The sequence below is a fragment of the Pseudomonas sp. NPDC090592 genome (assembly GCF_044769185.1).
GTDB lineage: Bacteria > Pseudomonadota > Gammaproteobacteria > Pseudomonadales > Pseudomonadaceae > Aquipseudomonas.
Genome location: NZ_JBIVXJ010000006.1, coordinates 178,236 through 197,672, shown reverse-complemented (window position 1 = coordinate 197,672; position 19,437 = coordinate 178,236). Strand labels below are relative to the sequence as shown.

Here is a 19,437-nt window from a genome sequence, read left to right as displayed (position 1 = left end):
GTAGTTGTTTGCTCATCGGGCTAATTCGATGGTCGGAGTACACACGCGTATTTGTGCTTAGAAATCTTGACCAGAATTTCATCTTGTCAAGTCAGTCAATAACCGTTGAAAGCCCCGTAGTCAGCAGATCGTTAAAAATTAATCCTTTAATATCAGACGGTTAATGACCACAAAATTTATAGGAAAATTTTCTTGATGATTTCCTGATCAGCATCTAGCCTCGAATCTTGTCAGGCCTGACAGGATTAACCGCCCTGCCCGCCCTGCGAACCAGACAATTCCAAGAACCGGCCAAGAGACCGGTCAGCCTGCGAGGAAAACGGCATGTCCCTGTTGATCCGTGGCGCCACCGTGGTTACCCACGAAGAGAGTTACCCCGCCGATGTCCTGTGTGCCGATGGCCTGATCCGCGCCATAGGGCAAAACCTTGAACCCCCTACCGACTGCGAGATCCTCGACGGCAGTGGCCAGTATCTGATGCCCGGCGGTATCGACCCGCACACCCACATGCAATTGCCGTTCATGGGCACCGTGGCCAGCGAAGACTTTTTCAGCGGTACCGCTGCGGGCCTGGCTGGCGGCACCACATCGATCATCGACTTCGTTATCCCCAACCCGCAGCAGTCGTTGCTGGAGGCCTTCCACACCTGGCGCGGCTGGGCACAGAAAAGCGCCAGCGACTACGGCTTCCACGTCGCCATCACCTGGTGGAGCGAGCAGGTAGCCGAGGAAATGGGCGAACTGGTGGCCAAGCATGGGGTGAACAGTTTCAAGCACTTCATGGCCTACAAGAACGCGATCATGGCCGCCGACGACACCCTGGTGGCCAGCTTCGAGCGCTGCCTGCAACTGGGTGCGGTGCCCACCGTGCATGCCGAGAACGGCGAACTGGTGTATCACCTGCAAAAGAAACTGCTGGCCCAAGGCCTGACCGGGCCGGAAGCACACCCGCTTTCGCGCCCTTCGCAAGTGGAAGGTGAAGCGGCCAGCCGCGCCATCCGCATTGCCGAAACCATTGGCACGCCGCTGTATGTCGTGCACATTTCCAGCCGGGAAGCACTGGACGAAATCACCTATGCGCGGGCCAAGGGCCAGCCGGTCTACGGCGAAGTCCTGCCTGGCCACCTGCTGCTGGACGACAGCGTCTACCGTGACCCGGACTGGGCCACCGCGGCCGGCTACGTGATGAGCCCGCCGTTCCGCCCGCGCGAACATCAGGAGGCACTGTGGCGCGGCCTGCAATCGGGCAACCTGCACACCACCGCCACCGACCATTGCTGCTTCTGCGCCGAGCAGAAAGCCATGGGGCGCAACGACTTCAGCCGCATACCCAACGGCACTGCGGGCATCGAGGACCGCATGGCGGTGCTGTGGGATGCAGGGGTGAACAGTGGGCGCCTGTCGATGCATGAGTTCGTCGCCCTGACCTCCACCAACACGGCGAAAATCTTCAACCTGTTCCCGCGCAAGGGCGCCATCCGCGTCGGTGCCGATGCCGACCTGGTGCTGTGGGACCCGCAGGGCACCCGCACCATCTCGGCTCAGACCCATCACCAGCGGGTGGATTTCAACATCTTCGAAGGCCGCACCGTGCGCGGCATCCCCAGCCACACCATCAGCCAGGGCAAGGTGCTCTGGGCCGATGGCGACCTGCGCGCCGAGGTGGGTGCGGGGCGGTATGTGGAGCGGCCGGCGTATCCGTCGGTGTATGAGGTGCTGGGGCGCCGGGCCGAAGTGCAACGGCCGACACCTGTACCGCGTTAAGGCCATTGGGGCTGCTGCGCAGCCCCATTCCCCCGCAACACCTGTCGCCTGCACCATAAAAAAATAGAGAGGCTACAACCGTGATCGACGCCCTGAACCACTTGCCGCGCCCCCGGGCCGGTGCCGACCAGTTGGCCGAGCGCTTCAGCGACCTGGCCCCACCCCTCACCGCCCGCCAGGCTGCCGTGGAAAGCGCACGCTGCCTGTATTGCTACGACGCACCCTGCGTCAACGCGTGCCCCAGCGAAATCGACATTCCGTCATTCATCCACCGCATCAGCGACGAAAACCTGCAAGGCGCCGCCGAACGTATTCTCTCGGCCAACATCCTCGGCGGCAGCTGCGCCCGCGTCTGCCCTACCGAGATCCTTTGCCAGCAAGCCTGCGTGCGCAACAACGCGCAAGAATGCGCACCGGTACTGATCGGCCAACTGCAACGCTATGCCCTGGACAACGCCCACTTCACCGAACACCCGTTCAAGCGCTCACCCGCAACCGGCAAGCGCATCGCGGTTGTCGGCGCCGGCCCTGCCGGGCTGTCCTGCGCCCACCGCCTGGCCATGCACGGGCATGATGTGGTGGTGTTCGAGGCCAGCGAAAAGGCTGGCGGCCTCAACGAATATGGCATCGCCCGCTACAAGCTGGTCGACGACTACGCCCAGCGTGAGGTGGAGTTCCTGCTGGGCATCGGTGGTATCGAGGTTCGCCATGGCCAACGCCTGGGCAGTAACCTCAGCCTGGGCGAACTGCGCGACCAGTACGACGCGGTGTTCCTCGGCCTCGGCCTGAATGCCGTGCGCCAGCTGGGCCTGCCCGATGAAGAAGCCCCCGGCCTGCTCGCCGCCACCGCGTACATTCGCGAGCTACGCCAGGCCGACGACCTCAGCCAGCTGCCGCTGGCCGACCGCTGCCTGGTGATCGGCGCAGGCAACACCGCCATCGACATGGCCGTGCAGATGAGCCGCCTGGGCGCCCGCGACGTCAACCTGGTGTACCGCCGTGGTCACGCCGACATGGGTGCCACTGGCCACGAGCAGGACATCGCCAAGGCCAACCAGGTGCGCCTGCACACCTGGGCGCGCCCCGATGCCGTGTTGCTGGATGACGCCGGCAAGGTGCGCGGCATGCGCTTTGCCCGCACCGAGCTGGCCGACGGCCGCCTGCGTGATACCGGCGAAACCTTCGAGCTGGCCGCCGACGCCATCTTCAAGGCCATCGGCCAACGCTTCGACGATGCCAGCCTCGCCGACCCGGTGGCTGCGCAACTGGCCCGCGAGGGTGAGCGCATCCGCGTCGACGAAACCCTGCAAACCAGCCTGCCGGGCGTGTATGCCGGCGGCGACTGCACCGCCTTGGGCCAGGACCTTACCGTCCAGGCCGTACAGCACGGCAAGCTGGCCGCCGAAGCCATCCATGCCCGACTCATGCTCAACGTGGAGGCAGCGTAAATGGCCGACTTGTCTATCGTGTTTGCCGGCATCAAGGCACCCAACCCGTTCTGGCTGGCTTCCGCGCCGCCTACCGACAAAGCCTACAACGTGGTCCGCGCCTTCGAGGCCGGCTGGGGCGGCGTGGTCTGGAAAACCCTGGGCGAAGACCCGGCGGCAGTCAACGTGTCGTCGCGCTACTCGGCGCACTATGGCGCCAACCGTCAGGTACAGGGCATCAACAACATCGAGCTGATCACCGACCGCTCGCTGGAGATCAACCTGCGCGAAATCACCCAGGTGAAGAAGGACTGGCCTGACCGTGCACTGATCGTGTCGCTGATGGTGCCGTGCGTGGAGGACTCGTGGAAGTTCATTCTGCCGTTGGTGGAAGCCACCGGGGCTGATGGTATCGAGCTGAACTTCGGCTGCCCGCACGGCATGCCGGAACGCGGTATGGGGGCGGCGGTCGGCCAGGTGCCAGAGTACGTGGAAATGGTCACCCGCTGGTGCAAGACGTATTGCTCGCTGCCGGTGATCGTCAAGCTGACGCCGAACATCACCGACATCCGCCAGTCGGCGCGCGCCGCGCACCGTGGCGGGGCCGATGCGGTGTCGTTGATCAATACCATCAACTCCATCACCAGCGTCGACCTGGACCGCATGGTGGCCCACCCCATCGTCGGCGACCAGAGTACCCATGGTGGCTACTGCGGGTCGGCGGTGAAGCCGATTGCCCTGAACATGGTGGCGGAAATCGCCCGCGACCCGCAAACACGCGGCTTGCCGATCTGCGGCATTGGCGGCATCGGCACCTGGCGTGATGCGGCGGAGTTCATGGCCCTGGGCAGCGGTGCGGTACAGGTGTGCACGGCGGCGATGCTGCATGGGTTCCGCATTGTCGAGGACATGAAAGATGGCCTGGCGCGCTGGATGGACCAGCACGGGCACGCCAACATCGAAGCATTTCGCGGGCAGGCAGTGGGGCATACCACCGACTGGAAGTACCTGGACATCAACTATAAGTCGGTGGCGCATATCGACCAGGACGCATGCATTGGTTGCGGGCGTTGCCACATTGCCTGTGAGGACACCTCGCACCAGGCCATTGCCAGCACGCTGAAGCCTGACGGCACGCATGCCTACAGCGTGATCGAAGAGGAATGCGTGGGCTGCAACCTTTGCCAGATCACTTGCCCGGTGGAGAACTGCATCGACATGGAGGCGCAGGATACCGGCAAGCCTTACCTGAACTGGACGCAGGATCCGCGCAACCCTTATCGCGAGGCAAGTTGAGGTATTGGGGCTGCTGCGCAGCCCTTCGCGGGCACGCCCGCTCCCACAGGTTGTGCGTTGCCCTCATGAGCGGCGCGGCCCCTGTGGGAGCGGGCGTGCCCGCGAAGGGCTGCGCAGCGGCCCCATTCCCGGACTCAGGGCTCCAGCCCGATCCCCCGCAAGATCACACTGGTCACTGTCTGCACCGCACTCTCGAATGCCATGTCCGACAGCACCTCGCCGCCGTTGAGCAGCTGCACCTGGTAACCGAAGTCGGCATAGTGCTGGGTAGATGCCCAGATCATGTACAACAACGCCGACGGCTCCACCGGCAGGATGCGCCCTTCCTCGACCCAGCGGCGGATCTTGGATTCTTTCAACCTGGCCCAAGGCACCAGGCTTTCATCCAGGCTCCCCCCCAGCACCGGCGCCCCGTGCAGCATCTCTTCGGCCCAGATCTTCGAGCCCAGTGGCCGCGAACGCGAGTGGCCCATCTTCGCCCGGATATAACTGGTCAGCACCACACGCGGGTCGTCGAAGTTCTCGAAGCACAGCGCGTCCTGCTTCCAGACATCCAGCAAGTCTTGCAGCACCGCGCGGAACAAGTCGTCCTTGGTGCTGAAGTAGTAATGCAGATTGGAACGCGGTAACTCGGCCTGCTCGGCGATATCGCCCATCGAAGTGGCGCCATAGCCCTTCTCGGCGAACACCTTTTCCGCCGCCTGCAGGATCTTCCCGATATTGCGCCGGCGGATTTCGATCTTGTGGTTGGCCATCAGGCTTGGGCCGTCCACACCGCCAGCTCATAGCCGTCCGGGTCGATGAAATGGAAGCGTCGCCCGCCTGGGAAAGCAAAGGTCGCCCGGCTGATCTTTGCCCCGGCCGCTTCGACCCGCTGCTGCGTGGCTTCAAGGTCGTCGGCATACAGGATCACCAAGGGCCCGCCGGGGCATACCGGCTCGCCAGTGGTAAAGCCGCCGGTCAGGCGGCCATCGCTGAACTCGGTGTAGGTTGGCCCGTAATCGGTGAAGGCCCAGCCAAACACACTGCCATAGAAGGCCTTGCTGCGGGCGATGTCGCTGACATTGAACTCGATGTTGTCGATCTGCCGATCCGTACCGCGAATACCCATGTGTGCTCCGTGCCGAATGGTGTTTGGCCTAGTCTACGCCGCCTGCTCGAAGCGGGTGCAATCCCTGTAGGGGTGCTCCTGGCGCCAGACAAGGTCGTTCTCATCGAACTGCACATAACTCATTGATTTAATGTACCCCTGTGGGAGCGGGCGTGCCCGCGAACACCGGCGCAGCCGGTGCCATGCACCGCGTTGGATTCTTCGCGGGCGCGCCCGCTCCCACAGGCTATTCGCAGCGCTTGTCTTATCCGCAGCTGGCCCGATCACGCACCGGGCATTGGGCGCGGTGCAGGTTCAGTGCGGTGTTGATGATGCCGATATGGCTGAACGCCTGGGGGTAGTTGCCGAGCATGCGCTTGCCGGCCGGGTCGTACTGTTCGGCCAGCAGGCCAAGGTCGTTGCACAGGCCGGTCAGGCGTTCGTACAAGGCCTGCGCTTGCTCCTGGCGGCCCAGCAGGACGTAGACATCGGCCAGCCAGAACGAACACACCAGGAAGGTGCCCTCGCCCGGGGTCAGGCCGTCGCTGCAACTGTCGCTGTCGTAGCGCAGCAGCAGGCCGTTTTTCACCAGGCGCTGCTCGATCTGTTCCAGCGTGCGCAGGAAGCGCGGGTCTTCGGCAGGCAAAAAACCGGTCAGGGCGATCTGCAACAGGCTGGCGTCCATCTCGCTCGAGCCATAGGCCTGGACGAAGAACTGGCCGCTGCTGTCCAGGCCCTGCTCACACACTTCGCGGCGGATGTCGTCAGCCACCTGGCGGTAATGCTGCCCCTGCTCGCGGCCTTCTTCGGTGGTGTCGGCCAACCCGGCGGCACGGTCAAACGCCACCCAGGCCATGACCTTGGAATGCACGAACTGCTGGCGGCCGCCGCGCACTTCCCAGATGCCTTCGTCCGGATCGCGCCAGATGCGCTCGACATAGGGCAGGATCAAGCGGGAGATGGCCGCGCTGCGCGGGTGGCGCGGCAAGCCGCCCTTGATCGCCTGGGTCATGGCATCGGCCAGTTCGCCATAGATGTCCAGTTGCATCTGCTCCGACGCGGCATTGCCCACCCGCACCGGCTGCGAATGCTCGTAACCGGCCAGCCATGGCAAGGTATATTCCTGCAGGTCGCGCTCACCGGCCAGGCCGTACATGATCTGCATCTGTTCGGGGTTGCCGGCCACCGAGCGCAGCAGCCATTCGCGCCAGGCCTGGGCCTCGTCGAAGTAACCGAGGTTCATGAACGCCAGCAGGGTCATGGTGGCGTCGCGCAGCCAGCAGAAGCGGTAGTCCCAGTTGCGCTCGCCACCCACGCGCTCGGGCAGCGAGGTGGTGACGGCGGCGACGATGCCGCCGGTGGGGGCGTAGGTCATGGCCTTGAGGGTAAGCAGCGAGCGGCGCACCAACGCGCTGTAGGGGCCCACCTGCGGGCAGCGGTCGGCGAAGGCCTGCCATTGCTCGCGGGTGTTTGCCAGCGCGTCGTCGATGTTGCAGTCGGGCTGCACTGGCAGGTGCGAGGGCTGGTGGCGCAGGCTGAACACCTGGCGCTGGCCGGCACAGACACGAAAGCGGGCGACGGTGTGGTGGTCACGGGCGTGGGGCGCCACGGTGCTGCACAGGATCAGCCGGTCGGGGCCGGCGACGGCGCTGAGGGTCAGTGGCTCGATGCGCTCCACCCAGGGCACACTGCGGCCATAGTCGAAGCGCATGACCAGGTCCATTTCAAAATTGGTTTCGCCAGAAATGCCCTCGACGATGCGGACCACTGAGTTGACCTCGCCCAGTGGCATGAAATCGAGTACTCGGGCGCGGCCGGTGGCGGTGACCCAGGTGGTTTCCAGCACCAGGGTATCGTCCAGGTACTGGCGGCTGCTGTGTTCGACCGGGTCGCAAGGGGCCAGGCGCCAGCGGCCGTTTTCTTCGTTGCCCAGCAGGGCGGCGAAGACTGCCGGGGCATCGAAGCGTGGCAGGCACAGCCAGTCGAGCGAGCCGTCGCGGCTGACCAGGGCGGCGCTGCGGCAGTTGCCCAGCAGGGCGTAGTCTTCTATGTGGGCGGGCATCGGGTCTCCTTAGTGTGGTTGCCTGTGCTGGCCTCTTCGCGGGCTTGCCCGCTCCCACAGGTTCAGCAGCGGCCTTGAAACTGACGCCATCCTGTGGGAGCGGGCAAGCCCGCGAAAGGGCCAGCACAGGCTTGCAAACCTCTCACCCCAACCGGTGCCACTCGCGCTTGTCCCGGGTCAGCAGTTCGTTGCCGGCCTCGGGCCCGTCTTCACCGGCCGGGTACTCATGCACCTCGCCCCCCTGGGCCCAGGCATCGAGGAACGGCTGCACCGCACGCCAACCGTTCTCGATATTGTCGGCCCGCTGGAACAGGGTCTGGTCACCGGTCAGGCAGTCGTAGATCAGCGTCTCGTAGCCAGTCGCCGGGGTCATCTTGAAGAAGTCCTTGTAGGCAAAGCCCAACTCGACGTTCTCCATCACCAGCTCCGGCCCTGGCCGCTTGGCCTGCAGGTCGAACCACATGCCCTCGTTGGGCTGGATCTGGATCTTCAGGTAGTTGGGCTTGGGCCGCTCCAGCTCCGACTCGCGGAACTGCGCATACGGCGCAGGCTTGAAGCAGATGGCGATCTCGGTATCGCGCACGCTCATGCGCTTGCCGGTGCGCAGGTAGAACGGCACGCCGGCCCAGCGCCAGTTGTCGATCATCACCTTCAACGCCACGTAGGTTTCGGTCTGGCTGTCTGGGGCGACGTTGGCCTCCTGGCGGTAGCCGGGCAATTGCTTGCGCCCCTGCTTGCCGGAGCTGTATTGGCCACGCACGGAATTCTTCAATGCCATTTTCGCCGACCAAGGGCGAATGGCGCCGACCACCTTGGCCTTTTCGCCACGCACGGCATCGGCACCGAACGCAGCCGGCGGTTCCATGGCCACCATTGCCAGCAACTGGAACAGGTGGTTGGGCACCATGTCGCGCAGGGCCCCGGTACTGTCGTAGAACGCGCCGCGGGTTTCGACGCCGACAGTTTCCGCAGCCGTGATCTGCACGTGGTCGATGTAGTGGTTGTTCCAGAACGATTCGAACAGGCCATTGGAAAAGCGGCTGACCAGAATGTTCTGTACCGTTTCCTTGCCCAGATAATGATCGATGCGGTAGATCTGCCGCTCGCCCATCACCTTCAGCAAGCAGGCATTGAGCGCCTCGGCGCTCGCCAGGTCAGTGCCGAAGGGTTTCTCGACCACCACGCGGCGAAAGCCCCCGGCGGACTCGTCGAGCAAGCCGGCCTGCCCCAGGCGCTGGGCCACTTCAGGGAAGAAGCGCGGCGAGGTTGCCAGGTAGAAGATCGCATTGCCATGACTGGTCTTGTCGATGCGTTTGGCGATGGCCTGATAGGTCGCCGGGTCGAGGAAATCGCCCGTCTGGTAGTCCAGGCGCTTGGCCAGGCGTGCCCATAGCTTTTCGTCCAGGCATTTGGCCGTGCCTTTGTCCCGCTCGACCATGAACGCGTGCAGGCGGCCGGCAAAATCCTCGGCACTGGCCGGGTTGTGGTCAACGCCGACAATGCGCAGGTTGCGGTCCAGCAACCCGTCGCGGCTGAGGTTGTACAGCGCCGGCATCAGCAGGCGCTTGACCAGGTCACCATTGGCGCCGAACAGGAACAGGGTGCAAGGAGGGGCAGCGGGAATGGTCTGTTTGGTCATTCGGCTTTCTTCTCGACATGGCCACCAAAGCCCAGGCGCATGGCCGAGAGGATCTTGTCACCGTAGGTGCCCTGCTGCTGACGCGAGCGGAAGCGGGCAAACAGTGCACTGGACAGCACCGGTACCGGCACCGCCTGCTCCACGGCGGCGTCGATGGTCCAGCGCCCCTCGCCACTGTCGGACACCGAACCGCTGAACTGCGACAGTTGCGGGTCGGCCACCAGCGCATCGGCAGTGAGATCGAGCAGCCACGATGTGACCACGCTGCCCCGCCGCCACACTTCAGCAATTTCGGCCACGTTCAGGTCAAAGCGCTGGTCTTCCGGCAGCTCGTTGCCGCCTTTGCTGCGCAGCAGGTCGAAACCTTCGGCGTAGGCCTGCATCAGGCCGTATTCGATGCCGTTGTGCACCATTTTCACGTAGTGCCCGGCACCCGGGGGGCCCGCGTGAATGTAGCCGTGTTCGGCACGCTGGTGCTCGCCGCTACGACCATGCGTGCGCGGGATGTCGCCCACGCCCGGTGCCAGCGCCTTGAACAGCGGCTCCAGGCGCTCGAACACATCCTTTTCACCGCCGATCATCATGCAGTAGCCACGGTCCAGGCCCCATACGCCACCGGAAGTGCCCACGTCCAGGTAATGCAGGCCGCGCCTGGCCAGTTCTGCGGCGCGGCGCATGTCGTCCTTGTAGAAGGTGTTGCCGCCGTCGATGATCGCATCGCCCGGCTCCAGCAGTTCGGCCAGCTGGGCGATTGTCTGCTCGGTCGGCTCGCCCGCCGGCAGCATGACCCACACCGCACGCGGTGCCTTGAGCTTTTGTACCAGTGCACCGAGGTCGTGCGCACCTTGAGCGCCCTCGCCTTCCAGCCCGGTGATGGCCTCACGGTTGCGGTCGTGTACCACGGTGCGATGGCCGGCGCGCATCAGGCGCCTTGCGATATTGCCGCCCATGCGGCCCAGCCCGACGATTCCCAGTTGCATGAGCCGATGCTCCCTTTCGAAATGGATGACAACACAGTCCAGCTTTTCAGATTAGTCCAGCCTGCCGCCCGAGGGTTCAGCGACGAACGGCGAGACCACGATAAACAAAAAAGTTCCCAAGGCCTGCGAAAGAATTCAGAATGCGCCCCGCGTGAAGCGTCTACGCTTTGACTTGTCACCAGCCAGAACCGCGAGGTGTGCTCATGGGTACCTTGATGCCTGCAACCCCAACCCAGACACTGTATGTCTCCGTGCGCCGTGATGAGCTGCGTAAACTGAAGGACGAACGTGACCAGCTGCGCCAGCAGGTCGCTCAATTGAACCTGCTGCTGGCACAGCAGCGTGATGGCGAGAAAGCGATCGGCGTCTGATTTTTCCTTCTCCAGTGGGAGTTGTAAGGCTCCCACCTTGTTCATTTCCTGATTCTGCTTTTGCAGGTCCGTCCCCTTCGCGGGCTTGCCCGCTCCCACAGTATTTTTGCGTTGCCTGAAGCCCACACATTACCTGTGGGAGCGGGCGAGCCCGCGAAGAAGCAAACACCTCTCCCGCGCACCAACAGGGTGCACGCACCCACCCCAGCCACATTTTGGCGCACCCGAAAAACACCCTCGGCAAACCTTTTCACATCCGGTCACATACGCCAACGTTTGCGTCTATCTCGCACATAACAATAGTGACCAGCGGGTCACCTTTTTATCGCGTTCTCTCCTACACTCGGTTTTCGGCCCGCCATTTGCTCAAGGGAAGAGTGACGTAAAAAAGTCGAACTTTAAGGAAAGCCGGCAGGTCAGGAATTAAGTAGGCCAAACGCATGGGATATTCCCAGCCCCGGCCCACCCACCCCAACCAGTCCACTCGCCTGCGGCCGGAACGCCGACAGCGCTGTGGCTGCGCGCACGACTCAGGGGCATGGAACGCACTACGCAAAACCGAATTAGAGAACCGAATTAGCGAGAACCAACACGAAATATCGCCAGGGTGCCAGCACCCGGCCAAGCATAGGGACGGAGAGAAGTATGATCAGTGCCGCTGTCGAGCCTCACGTAGATTCATTCAACCCGGACAACCGCGAGCCGCTCACCCCGGATTTCGCAAAGACAGGCACGGCACCCGGCGCCCAGCGCCAGCACAACCCCAACAAGCGCAAGATTCTGTTCGTGACCTCGGAAATCGCCGACCTGGTGAAAACCGGCGGCCTGGGTGACGTGTCCGCTGCCCTGCCGCGTGCCCTGGCCCACCTGCACGATGTGCGGGTGCTGATCCCCGGTTACCCGCAGGTGATGGAAAGCGACAACCCGATCCACATCGTTGGTGAGCTGGGTGGCCACGCAGCCCTGCCGCCTTGCAAGATCGGGCGCATGGACATGGCCGACGGCCTGGTGATCTATGTGCTGATCTGCCCCGAGCTGTATCAGCGCGACGGCACACCCTATGGTGCCGACAACGGCCGCGACTGGCCCGACAACCACATCCGCTTCGCCCGCCTTGGCCTGGCTGCCGCGGAAATCGCCGCCGGTGAGGGCATGATCCACTGGAAGCCCGAAGTGGTGCACGCGCATGATTGGCCCGCGGGTCTGGCCCCGGCCTACATGCACTGGCGCGGGCTGAACACGCCCACCCTGTTCACCATTCACAACCTGGCCTACCAGGGTGTGTACAGCCGTGGTTGCAGCCCGGAACTGGCAATCCCCGAGCACGCCATGCAGCAGGAGGGCATGGAGTTCTACGGCAAGCTGTCGTTCCTCAAGGCCGGCCTGGCCTACTCCAGCCACATCACCACGGTCAGCGCCACCTATGCCCGGGAAATCACCACCCCCGAATTTGGCTGCGGCCTGGATGGCTTCCTGGCCAGCAAGGCCCAGCAAGGCCTGCTTGGCGGTATCCCCAACGGCATCGATGAAAGCTGGGACTCGGCTACCGACAAGCACCTGCAACACAACTTCAGCATCAACGACTGGGAAGGCAAGGCACGCAACACCCAGGAAGTACGTGCATTGTTCGGTCTCGAACCGTCCGAGGGGCCGCTGTTTGCCGTGGTCTCGCGCCTGGTCTACCAGAAGGGCCTGGACCTGACCTTGGGCGTGGCCGACTACATCGTCGAGCAAGGCGGGCAGATTGCGATCATCGGCCGTGGCGAGCCGGAAGAAGAGCAGGCCATGCGCGAACTGGCGCTGCGCCACCCGGGCCGCATCGGCGTGCGCATCGGCTTCAACGAAACCGACGCCCGGCGCATGTTTGCCGGCAGCGATTTCTTGCTGATGCCATCGCGCTACGAGCCCTGCGGCCTCAGCCAGATGTATGCGCAGCGCTTCGGCTCACTGCCGGTGGCACGCAATACTGGCGGCCTGGCCGACACCATCGAATGTGGCGTTACCGGGTTCCTGTTCAAGGAGTCCACCGTCGAGAGCTACCGTGAGGCGCTCAGCCGTGCCTTTTATGTGTACGGCAAGAAAGACCTGCTGAACGCCATGCGCTGCCTGTCGATGACGCAGCCGTTCAACTGGTGCCAGGCGGTGGAACCCTATGCCCGCCTCTACGAGGACCTGGTCAAGCAGGCCCAGCTGAGCCATTACTGAGCGAGGGCCAGAAGATGCATAGGCATGGCGCACACTTGCTGGACGCCACGTCGGCGCGCTTCGCCCTCTGGGCACCCGATGCGCGCAGCGTGAGCGTGGAACTGGAGCAGCAGCCGGCCATCGCGCTGCTGCCGGATGAAGACGGCTGGTACACCGGCGTGGCAGCGTGCCAGGCCGGTGACCGTTACCACTACCGAATCGACGGCGAACTGCGGGTGGCCGACCCGGCCTCGCGCTACCAGCCCGACGGCGTACAGGGGCCGAGCCAGGTGGTGGGCGTGGCCGCTTACCCTTGGCAACACCCTTGGCAAGGCCGGCCCTGGCACGAAGCGGTGATCCAGGAGCTGCATGTCGGCTTGCTCGATGGCTACGACGGCGTTGCCCGGCAGTTGCCGCGCCTGGCCGAACTGGGCATCAGTGCCATCGAGCTGATGCCGCTTGGCCAGTTCCCCGGTGAGCGCAACTGGGGCTATGACGGCGTGCTGCCATACGCGCCACAAAATACCTATGGCAGCCCCGAGCAGTTATGCGCCCTGGTCGACCAGGCCCACGGCCACGGGCTGATGGTGCTGGTGGACGTGGTGTACAACCACTTTGGCCCCGACGGCAATTTCCTGCACCAGTACGCCAGCCCGTTCTTCCGCGAAGACCGGCAGACGCCTTGGGGTGCGGCCATCGATTTTCGCCGCCCGCAGGTACGCGAGTACTTTATCCAGAACGCGCTGATGTGGCTGTGCGACTACCGCTGCGATGGCTTGCGCCTGGATGCCGTACACGCCATCGACCAGCCCGACTTTTTGGTCGAACTGGCGCAGCGTGTACGTGCCGCCGTGGAACCTGGCCGCCAGATATGGCTGGTGCTGGAGAACGAACACAACCAGGCCGGGCTGCTGGAACAAGGCTTCGACGCCCAATGGAACGACGACGGCCACAATGCCCTGCATGTGCTGCTGACCGGTGAAACCGAAGGCTACTATGCCGACTACCAGCAGCGCCCGATCGACCAGCTTGCGCGTTGCCTGGCCGAAGGCTTCGTGTTCCAGGGCCAGGCCAACCGCCATGGCACGCCACGCGGTGAACCCAGCGGGCACCTGGCGCCCAGCGCCTTTGTGCTGTTCCTGCAGAACCACGACCAGGTGGGCAACCGCGCCCTCGGCGAACGCCTGACCCGCCTGTGCCCGCCGCCGGCCCTGCGTGCGGCCACCGGCCTGCTGTTGCTGGCACCGATGATCCCGCTGCTGTTCATGGGCGACGACGATGGCAGCTGCCGACCGTTCCTGTTCTTTACCGACTTCCATGACCAGCTGGCCGACGCCGTACGCGAAGGCCGGCGCGGCGAGTTCGCCCACTTCAATGCGTTCGCCGACCCCGAGCAACGCAAGCACATCCCGGACCCCAATGCCGAACAGACCTTCGAGGCATCACGCCCGCAAAACAAGGAAGTGATCGCCGGCTGGCATGGCCTGTACCAACAACTGCTCGCCCTGCGCCAGCGCCACATCATCCCGCACCTGCCCGGTAGCCGAGCACTGGGGGCCGAGGTGCACGGCGACAAGGCGCTGACCGCACGCTGGCGCCTGGGCGATGGCAACACCCTGCGTATCGACCTGAACCTGGCCGACACCTCGCAGTCAATCGAGTTACCCCCGGCGTCCACCCGGCTGTTCGACAGCAGTGACACCCGACACCCCGATAGCCAACTGGCCGCGTACAGCTGCGTGGTCAGCCTGCTTCCCCCTGACCAGGAGCGCCCATGAGCGAAACCGCCCTGCACCGCCTGGCCAGCCGCGTCGGGCTGAGCCGCGACTGGATCGATGCCAATGCCCGGCCCCAACGCGTGAGTGACGAGGTGCTGCGCAACGTCCTCGAAAACCTGGGCCACCCTGCCGCCGATGACACCGCGATCGCCGCCAGCCTGCGTGCGGTGGAAGCCGCCGAAGACAGCGAACACCTGCCGCCGCTGCTGACCGCGGACCAGGGCCAGCCTCTGCCGCTGGCGCGTTACTTCAGTGCAGCCAGCGTCGCGCACTGCACGCTTGAAGACCACGCCTCGCTTACCCTCAGCCTCGACAACCAGTCACGCCTGCCCGGTGAGTTGCCCATCGGCTACCACCAGGTGGAAATCGACAGCCGCCGCTTTACCTTGGCCGTGGCCCCCCCACGCTGTCACAGCCTGGAAGACACGGTGCTACAACCGCCACCTCGCTGCTGGGGCCTGGCCGTGCAGTTGTACAGCCTGCGCCGCCCCGGCGACGGCGGCTATGGTGACTGCCTGGCCCTGGAGCAACTGGCCCGTTCGGCTGCCGAACGCGGCGCTGACGCCTTGGCCATCAGCCCGATCCACGCCCTGTCGGCCATCGACCAGGAACACTACAGCCCCTATTCGCCCTCCAGCCGGCTGTTGCTCAACACCCTGTATGCCAGCCCGGCTGCGCTGCTGGGGGAGCGGGAGGTGCGCATGGCCATCGAAGCCTGCGGCCTGGGGCAGCAACTGGAAGACATCGAGCAACACCCACTGGTCGACTGGCCACGCGCCGCCAGCGCCCGCCGGCACCTGCTCGAAGCGCTGTACCAGGGGTTCAGCAAGGGCGACCACCCACTGCGCAGCGACTTCGACAGTTTCCGCCAGGCCGGTGGCCAGGCCCTGGAGCACCACTGCCGCTTCGAGGTACTGCAAGCGCAAGCCGTGGAGCATGGCCTGGGCGCCGACTGGCGCACCTGGCCCAAGGCCTGGCACGACCCTTACCACCCTGAAGTCGAAGCCTTTGCCAACGCCTACCCGGCCAAGGTCGAGTTCCATGCCTTTTGCCAGTGGCTGACCGCACGCGGCCTGCAACGTGCCCACGAGGCCGCCCGCAGCAACGGCATGTCTGTCGGCCTGATCGCCGACCTGGCCGTGGGTGCCGACGGCGCCGGCAGCCAGGCCTGGAGCCGCCAGGATGAATTGCTGGCTGGCCTGAAGGTGGGCGCGCCGCCCGACATCCTCAACCGTACCGGGCAGGACTGGGGCATTTGCGCGTTCTCGCCCGAAGGCCTCAAGCGCAACGGCTACCGCGCCTTCATCGAAATGCTGCGCGCCAACCTCGCCCACGCCGGCGGCCTGCGCATCGACCACGTGATGGGCCTGCGCCGGCTGTGGCTGATCCCGCAAGGGGCAAAACCCAGCGAAGGCGCCTACCTCAACTACCCGCTGGACGACCTGCTGCGCCTGCTGGCGCTGGAGTCGGTGCGCCATCGGGCGATCATCCTTGGCGAAGACCTGGGCACCGTGCCTGATGGCCTGCGCGAAACCCTGGCCGGGAAGGCTGTGCTGGGTATGCGCGTGCTGCCCTTCGAACAAACCCAGCCGGGCCAGTTCAAGCCGATTCTCGACTGGCCGGACAACGCCCTGGCTACCACCGGCACCCATGACCTGGCGCCATTGGCCGGCTGGCTGGAAAACCGCGACATCGACTGGAGCCACCGCTTGCAACTGATCGATGCCGCCACCGAGTTGCACTGGCGCCACGACCGCCAGAAAGAACACGATGGCCTGCGCCATACCCTGGAGGCCAACTACGGCGAACTGAAGGACAACGATGCGTTGATCGATGCCGCCATCCGCTACGTCGGCCATACCCGCGCACCGCTGGTGCTGGTGCCCTTGGAAGACCTGCTGGGCTGCGACGAACAGCCCAACCTGCCGGGGACTACTGCCGGCCACCCCAACTGGCGCCGGCGCTTTGCCCAGCCAGTGAGCAAACTGCTCGACGACGAGGACGCAGCGCGGCGCCTGGAGCTGCTGGCCCAGGCTCGCGAACAGGCCTGGGAGCGTGACCGATGAAGCCGCTGACCGCGACCCTGCGCCTGCAGTTTCACAGCGACTTCACCCTCGACCACGCCGTGCCGCTGGTACCGTACTTCGCCCAGCTGGGCATCAGCCACGTGTACGCCTCCCCCATCCTCAAGGCCCGCGCCGGCTCGCGTCACGGTTATGACGTGGTCGACCCGACCTGCATCAACCCCGAGCTGGGCGGCGAAGCGGCACTGGAGCGCTTGGTCGCCGCCCTGCGCCAACACGGCATGGGGCTGATCCTCGACACGGTGTCCAACCACATGGCCGTGGGCGGTGCCGACAACCCTTGGTGGCAGAGCCTGCTGGCCTGGGGCCGGCGCAGCCCGTATGCAGCGTTCTTCGACATCCAGTGGCACTCCAGCGACCCGCTGCTGGCCGGGCAACTGTTGCTGCCGTTCCTGGGCAGCGACTATGGCGTGGCCTTGAAAAATGGCGAGATACCGCTGCAATTCGACAAACACCATGGCCTGCTGCAAGTGGCGCATTACGAGCACCGTTTCCCGGTTTGCCCGGTCGACTATGGCTGGATCCTGGCGCTCAGCCCAGAGCCGGCCCTGAAAACCCTGGCCGAACACTTCACCGCATTGAACGAATCGGTTACCCCGCTGGCCGATGCACTCGCGCTGCAGGCCGAGCTGGCACGCCTGGTGCGTGAAGGTGCCGACCTCGACTCGGCCCTGCTGGCGTTCGATAGCCGCAGCGAAGCGGGCTTCAAGCGCCTGCACCTGTTGCTGGAGCGCCAGACCTACCGCCTGGCCAGCTGGCGCACCGCCGCCGACGATATCAACTGGCGACGCTTCTTCGACATCAACGAGCTGGGTGGCTTGCGGGTGGAGCGCGCAGAAGTGTTCGAGGCCACTCACGCCAAGTTGTTCGAGCTGGTGGAGCGCGGCCTGGTGGATGGCCTGCGCATCGACCATATCGACGGCCTGGCCGACCCACGCGGCTATTGTCGCAAACTGCGACGACGGGTCGATGGGCTGTTGCCACGCAGGCCTTTGCAGGCTGCCCTGGAGCACTTCCCGATCTACGTGGAGAAAATCCTCGGCGCCAACGAGCACCTGCACCGTGACTGGCTTACCGACGGCACCACCGGTTACGAGTTCATGAACCAGGTTTCGCTGCTGCAGCACGACCCGGCCGGTGAAGCGCCGTTGACCGAGCTGTGGGCCAATGTCACTGAACGGCCGGACTTCGCCGAAGAAGTGCGCCAGGCCCGCCACCTGGTACTCAATGCCAGCCTGGCCGGCGACTGCGAGTCAGTAGCCCAGGCCCTGTTGCAGGTGGCCCGCAACGACCTGATGACCCGCGACCTGACCTTGGGGGCGATCCGCCGCGCCTTGCAGGCCCTGGTGGCGCACTACCCGGTGTACCGCACCTACTTCAACGCCTGCGGGCGCCCGGTGGAAGACGAGCGGTTTTTCCAGCAAGCATTGGCCAACGCCCGGCAAGACCTCGGCGAAGCCGACTGGCCGCTGCTGGAGCAACTTGAACAGTGGCTGGGCGGCCACGCCTGGCGGCATCTGCCAGCGGGCCGCGCCCGCAAGCAGTTGCGCCATGCCTGCGTGCGTTTCCAGCAGCTGACCGCACCCAGCGCAGCCAAGGCCGTGGAAGACACCGCCTTCTACCGTAGCGCGCGGCTGCTGTCGCGCAATGACGTGGGCTTCGAGGCCGAGCGTTTCAGCGCCCCGCCCATGCATTTCCATAACGAAGCCCAACGGCGCCTGCGCGACTTCCCCGACAACCTGCTGGCCACCGCCACCCATGACCACAAGCGCGGCGAAGACACCCGCGCGCGCCTGGCCGTGCTTAGCGAGCGCGGCCCGTGGCTGGCCAGCCGGGTAGAACACTGGCGCGAGCTGGCTGAACCGCTGCGTGCGCAGCTGGAAGATGGCCAGGCCCCCAGCCCCGGCGACGAACTGATGCTGCTGCAAACGCTACTCGGCAGCTGGCCGCTGGACCTCGACCTGCACGATGGCAACGCCTTGCGCCAGTATGCAGAGCGCATCCGACAGTGGCAGCAGAAGGCCCTGCGCGAGGCCAAGTTGCGCAGCAGCTGGAGCGCGCCGAACGAGGCCTACGAAAACGCCTGCGCGCGCTACGTCGACAGCCTGTTGCTGGACAACGAGAACCAGCAACTGCGCAAATCGGTGGCCGATGCCGCGCAACAGCTGGCCTGCCCTGGCGCCCTCAATGGCCTGGTGCAGGCCTTGCTGCGCATGACCACCCCCGGCGTACCCGACCTGTACCAGGGCAACGAATACTGGGACTTCAGCCTGGTCGACCCGGACAACCGCCGCGCCGTGGACTACGCTTGCAGGCGTCGCACCCTGGACGCTGCCACGCCCGCTGCCGAGCTGCTGGCACACTGGCGCGACGGCCGCATCAAGCAGGCCCTGATCGCCCGCCTGCTGGACTGCCGCCAGGCCCACGCCGAGCTGTTCCGTCGCGGCGCTTACCTGCCGCTGACAGTGCAAGGCCGGCATGCAGACCAAGTGATCGCCTTTGCCCGCCTGGGTGAAGGCGAACGCGCCATCATCGTCGCCCCGCGCCTGGCCAGTGGCCTGCTGGGTGGCGCTGCAACACCGTTGATCCCGGCGCAGAACTGGGACGACACCCGGCTGGTACTGCCGTTTGCCTTGTCGCCTGCCAACTCGACGGGACTTTTCCCCTGCGCTGCGGTCAGCCCTTCAAGGGAGCTGCTACTGAGCACCGTGCTGGCGGAGTTTCCGGTCAACCTGTTGATACAACAATCTTGAGCATCAGGA

The 19,437-nt window shown here is 64.8% G+C and carries 13 protein-coding genes; 8 read left to right on the top strand and 5 right to left on the bottom strand.

The genetic code is table 11. From position 1 onward, the window contains the following. Positions 1-324 precede the first annotated feature (324 nt). The 3 genes from hydA to preA all read left to right on the top strand — a co-directional run bounded on the left by hydA (position 325) and on the right by preA (position 4,487). Positions 325-1,764: a dihydropyrimidinase gene (gene hydA, locus ACIQUI_RS07445; protein WP_403196588.1), complete on the top strand. Its 1,440-nt coding sequence runs from the start codon at positions 325-327 to the stop codon at positions 1,762-1,764. Between the two features lie 80 nt (positions 1,765-1,844). Next, entirely contained in the window at positions 1,845-3,212 is a 1,368-nt protein-coding gene (locus tag ACIQUI_RS07440) for an NAD(P)-dependent oxidoreductase (protein WP_403196586.1), read from the top strand. After that, positions 3,213-4,487 carry an NAD-dependent dihydropyrimidine dehydrogenase subunit PreA gene (gene preA / locus ACIQUI_RS07435; protein WP_403196583.1) on the top strand — a complete coding sequence of 425 codons (1,275 nt, stop codon included), beginning with the start codon at positions 3,213-3,215 and terminating at the stop codon, positions 4,485-4,487. Positions 4,488-4,621: 134 nt separating this feature from the next. Here preA and ACIQUI_RS07430 read toward each other — a convergent pair whose 3' ends face one another. From ACIQUI_RS07430 to gnd, 5 genes are all read right to left on the bottom strand, one after another. Further along, positions 4,622-5,242 (bottom strand): TetR/AcrR family transcriptional regulator, encoded by a 621-nt coding sequence (locus ACIQUI_RS07430; protein WP_403196691.1) that lies wholly within the window; start codon positions 5,240-5,242, stop codon positions 4,622-4,624. Next, positions 5,242-5,598 carry a VOC family protein gene (locus tag ACIQUI_RS07425; RefSeq protein ID WP_403196580.1) on the bottom strand — a complete coding sequence of 119 codons (357 nt, stop codon included), beginning with the start codon at positions 5,596-5,598 and terminating at the stop codon, positions 5,242-5,244. Before ACIQUI_RS07425 ends, ACIQUI_RS07430 begins: the two co-directional genes overlap by 1 nt. A 244-nt stretch (positions 5,599-5,842) precedes the next feature. Beyond that, complete coding sequence (locus tag ACIQUI_RS07420; protein WP_403196577.1) at positions 5,843-7,639, bottom strand: glycoside hydrolase family 15 protein; 1,797 nt, start codon at positions 7,637-7,639, stop codon at positions 5,843-5,845. Positions 7,640-7,781: 142 nt separating this feature from the next. Continuing rightward, positions 7,782-9,278, bottom strand: a complete 1,497-nt coding sequence (zwf, locus tag ACIQUI_RS07415) for a glucose-6-phosphate dehydrogenase (RefSeq protein ID WP_403196576.1) — start codon at positions 9,276-9,278, stop codon at positions 7,782-7,784. Beyond that, positions 9,275-10,258, bottom strand: coding sequence for a phosphogluconate dehydrogenase (NAD(+)-dependent, decarboxylating) (gnd, locus tag ACIQUI_RS07410; RefSeq protein ID WP_403196574.1), 984 nt, complete (start codon positions 10,256-10,258; stop codon positions 9,275-9,277). The genes zwf and gnd overlap by 4 nt, the downstream gene beginning before the upstream one ends. Positions 10,259-10,461: 203 nt before the next feature. On the opposite strand from gnd, the gene ACIQUI_RS07405 reads away from it, so the two are divergent. The 5 genes from ACIQUI_RS07405 (at position 10,462) to ACIQUI_RS07385 (ending at position 19,428) form a co-directional block, all read left to right on the top strand. Further along, positions 10,462-10,629: a DUF6026 family protein gene (locus ACIQUI_RS07405; RefSeq protein WP_391135147.1), complete on the top strand. Its 168-nt coding sequence runs from the start codon at positions 10,462-10,464 to the stop codon at positions 10,627-10,629. Between the two features lie 645 nt (positions 10,630-11,274). Beyond that, complete coding sequence (gene glgA, locus ACIQUI_RS07400) at positions 11,275-12,834, top strand: glycogen synthase GlgA (protein ID WP_403196572.1); 1,560 nt, start codon at positions 11,275-11,277, stop codon at positions 12,832-12,834. A gap of 14 nt (positions 12,835-12,848) precedes the next feature. Continuing rightward, the gene (gene treZ / locus ACIQUI_RS07395; protein ID WP_403196570.1) at positions 12,849-14,591 is read left to right on the top strand and encodes a malto-oligosyltrehalose trehalohydrolase; all 1,743 of its coding nucleotides are present in this window, start codon (positions 12,849-12,851) and stop codon (positions 14,589-14,591) included. Then, positions 14,588-16,657: a 4-alpha-glucanotransferase gene (gene malQ / locus ACIQUI_RS07390; RefSeq protein WP_403196567.1), complete on the top strand. Its 2,070-nt coding sequence runs from the start codon at positions 14,588-14,590 to the stop codon at positions 16,655-16,657. Before treZ ends, malQ begins: the two co-directional genes overlap by 4 nt. Next, positions 16,654-19,428, top strand: coding sequence for a malto-oligosyltrehalose synthase (locus tag ACIQUI_RS07385; protein WP_403196564.1), 2,775 nt, complete (start codon positions 16,654-16,656; stop codon positions 19,426-19,428). The genes malQ and ACIQUI_RS07385 overlap by 4 nt, the downstream gene beginning before the upstream one ends. The last annotated feature ends 9 nt before the right edge of the window (positions 19,429-19,437 follow it).

What these genes read in the sequence shown, in the direction of transcription:
- hydA (WP_403196588.1), top strand. Translation starts at nt 325, where the DNA reads ATGTCCCTGTTGATCCGTGGCGCCACCGTGGTTACCCACGAAGAGAGT.
- preA (WP_403196583.1), top strand. Translation starts at nt 3,213, where the DNA reads ATGGCCGACTTGTCTATCGTGTTTGCCGGCATCAAGGCACCCAACCCG.
- ACIQUI_RS07430 (WP_403196691.1), bottom strand. Translation starts at nt 5,242, where the DNA reads ATGGCCAACCACAAGATCGAAATCCGCCGGCGCAATATCGGGAAGATC.
- ACIQUI_RS07425 (WP_403196580.1), bottom strand. Translation starts at nt 5,598, where the DNA reads ATGGGTATTCGCGGTACGGATCGGCAGATCGACAACATCGAGTTCAAT.
- ACIQUI_RS07420 (WP_403196577.1), bottom strand. Translation starts at nt 7,639, where the DNA reads ATGCCCGCCCACATAGAAGACTACGCCCTGCTGGGCAACTGCCGCAGC.
- zwf (WP_403196576.1), bottom strand. Translation starts at nt 9,278, where the DNA reads ATGACCAAACAGACCATTCCCGCTGCCCCTCCTTGCACCCTGTTCCTG.
- gnd (WP_403196574.1), bottom strand. Translation starts at nt 10,258, where the DNA reads ATGCAACTGGGAATCGTCGGGCTGGGCCGCATGGGCGGCAATATCGCA.
- ACIQUI_RS07405 (WP_391135147.1), top strand. Translation starts at nt 10,462, where the DNA reads ATGGGTACCTTGATGCCTGCAACCCCAACCCAGACACTGTATGTCTCC.
- glgA (WP_403196572.1), top strand. Translation starts at nt 11,275, where the DNA reads ATGATCAGTGCCGCTGTCGAGCCTCACGTAGATTCATTCAACCCGGAC.
- treZ (WP_403196570.1), top strand. Translation starts at nt 12,849, where the DNA reads ATGCATAGGCATGGCGCACACTTGCTGGACGCCACGTCGGCGCGCTTC.
- malQ (WP_403196567.1), top strand. Translation starts at nt 14,588, where the DNA reads ATGAGCGAAACCGCCCTGCACCGCCTGGCCAGCCGCGTCGGGCTGAGC.
- ACIQUI_RS07385 (WP_403196564.1), top strand. Translation starts at nt 16,654, where the DNA reads ATGAAGCCGCTGACCGCGACCCTGCGCCTGCAGTTTCACAGCGACTTC.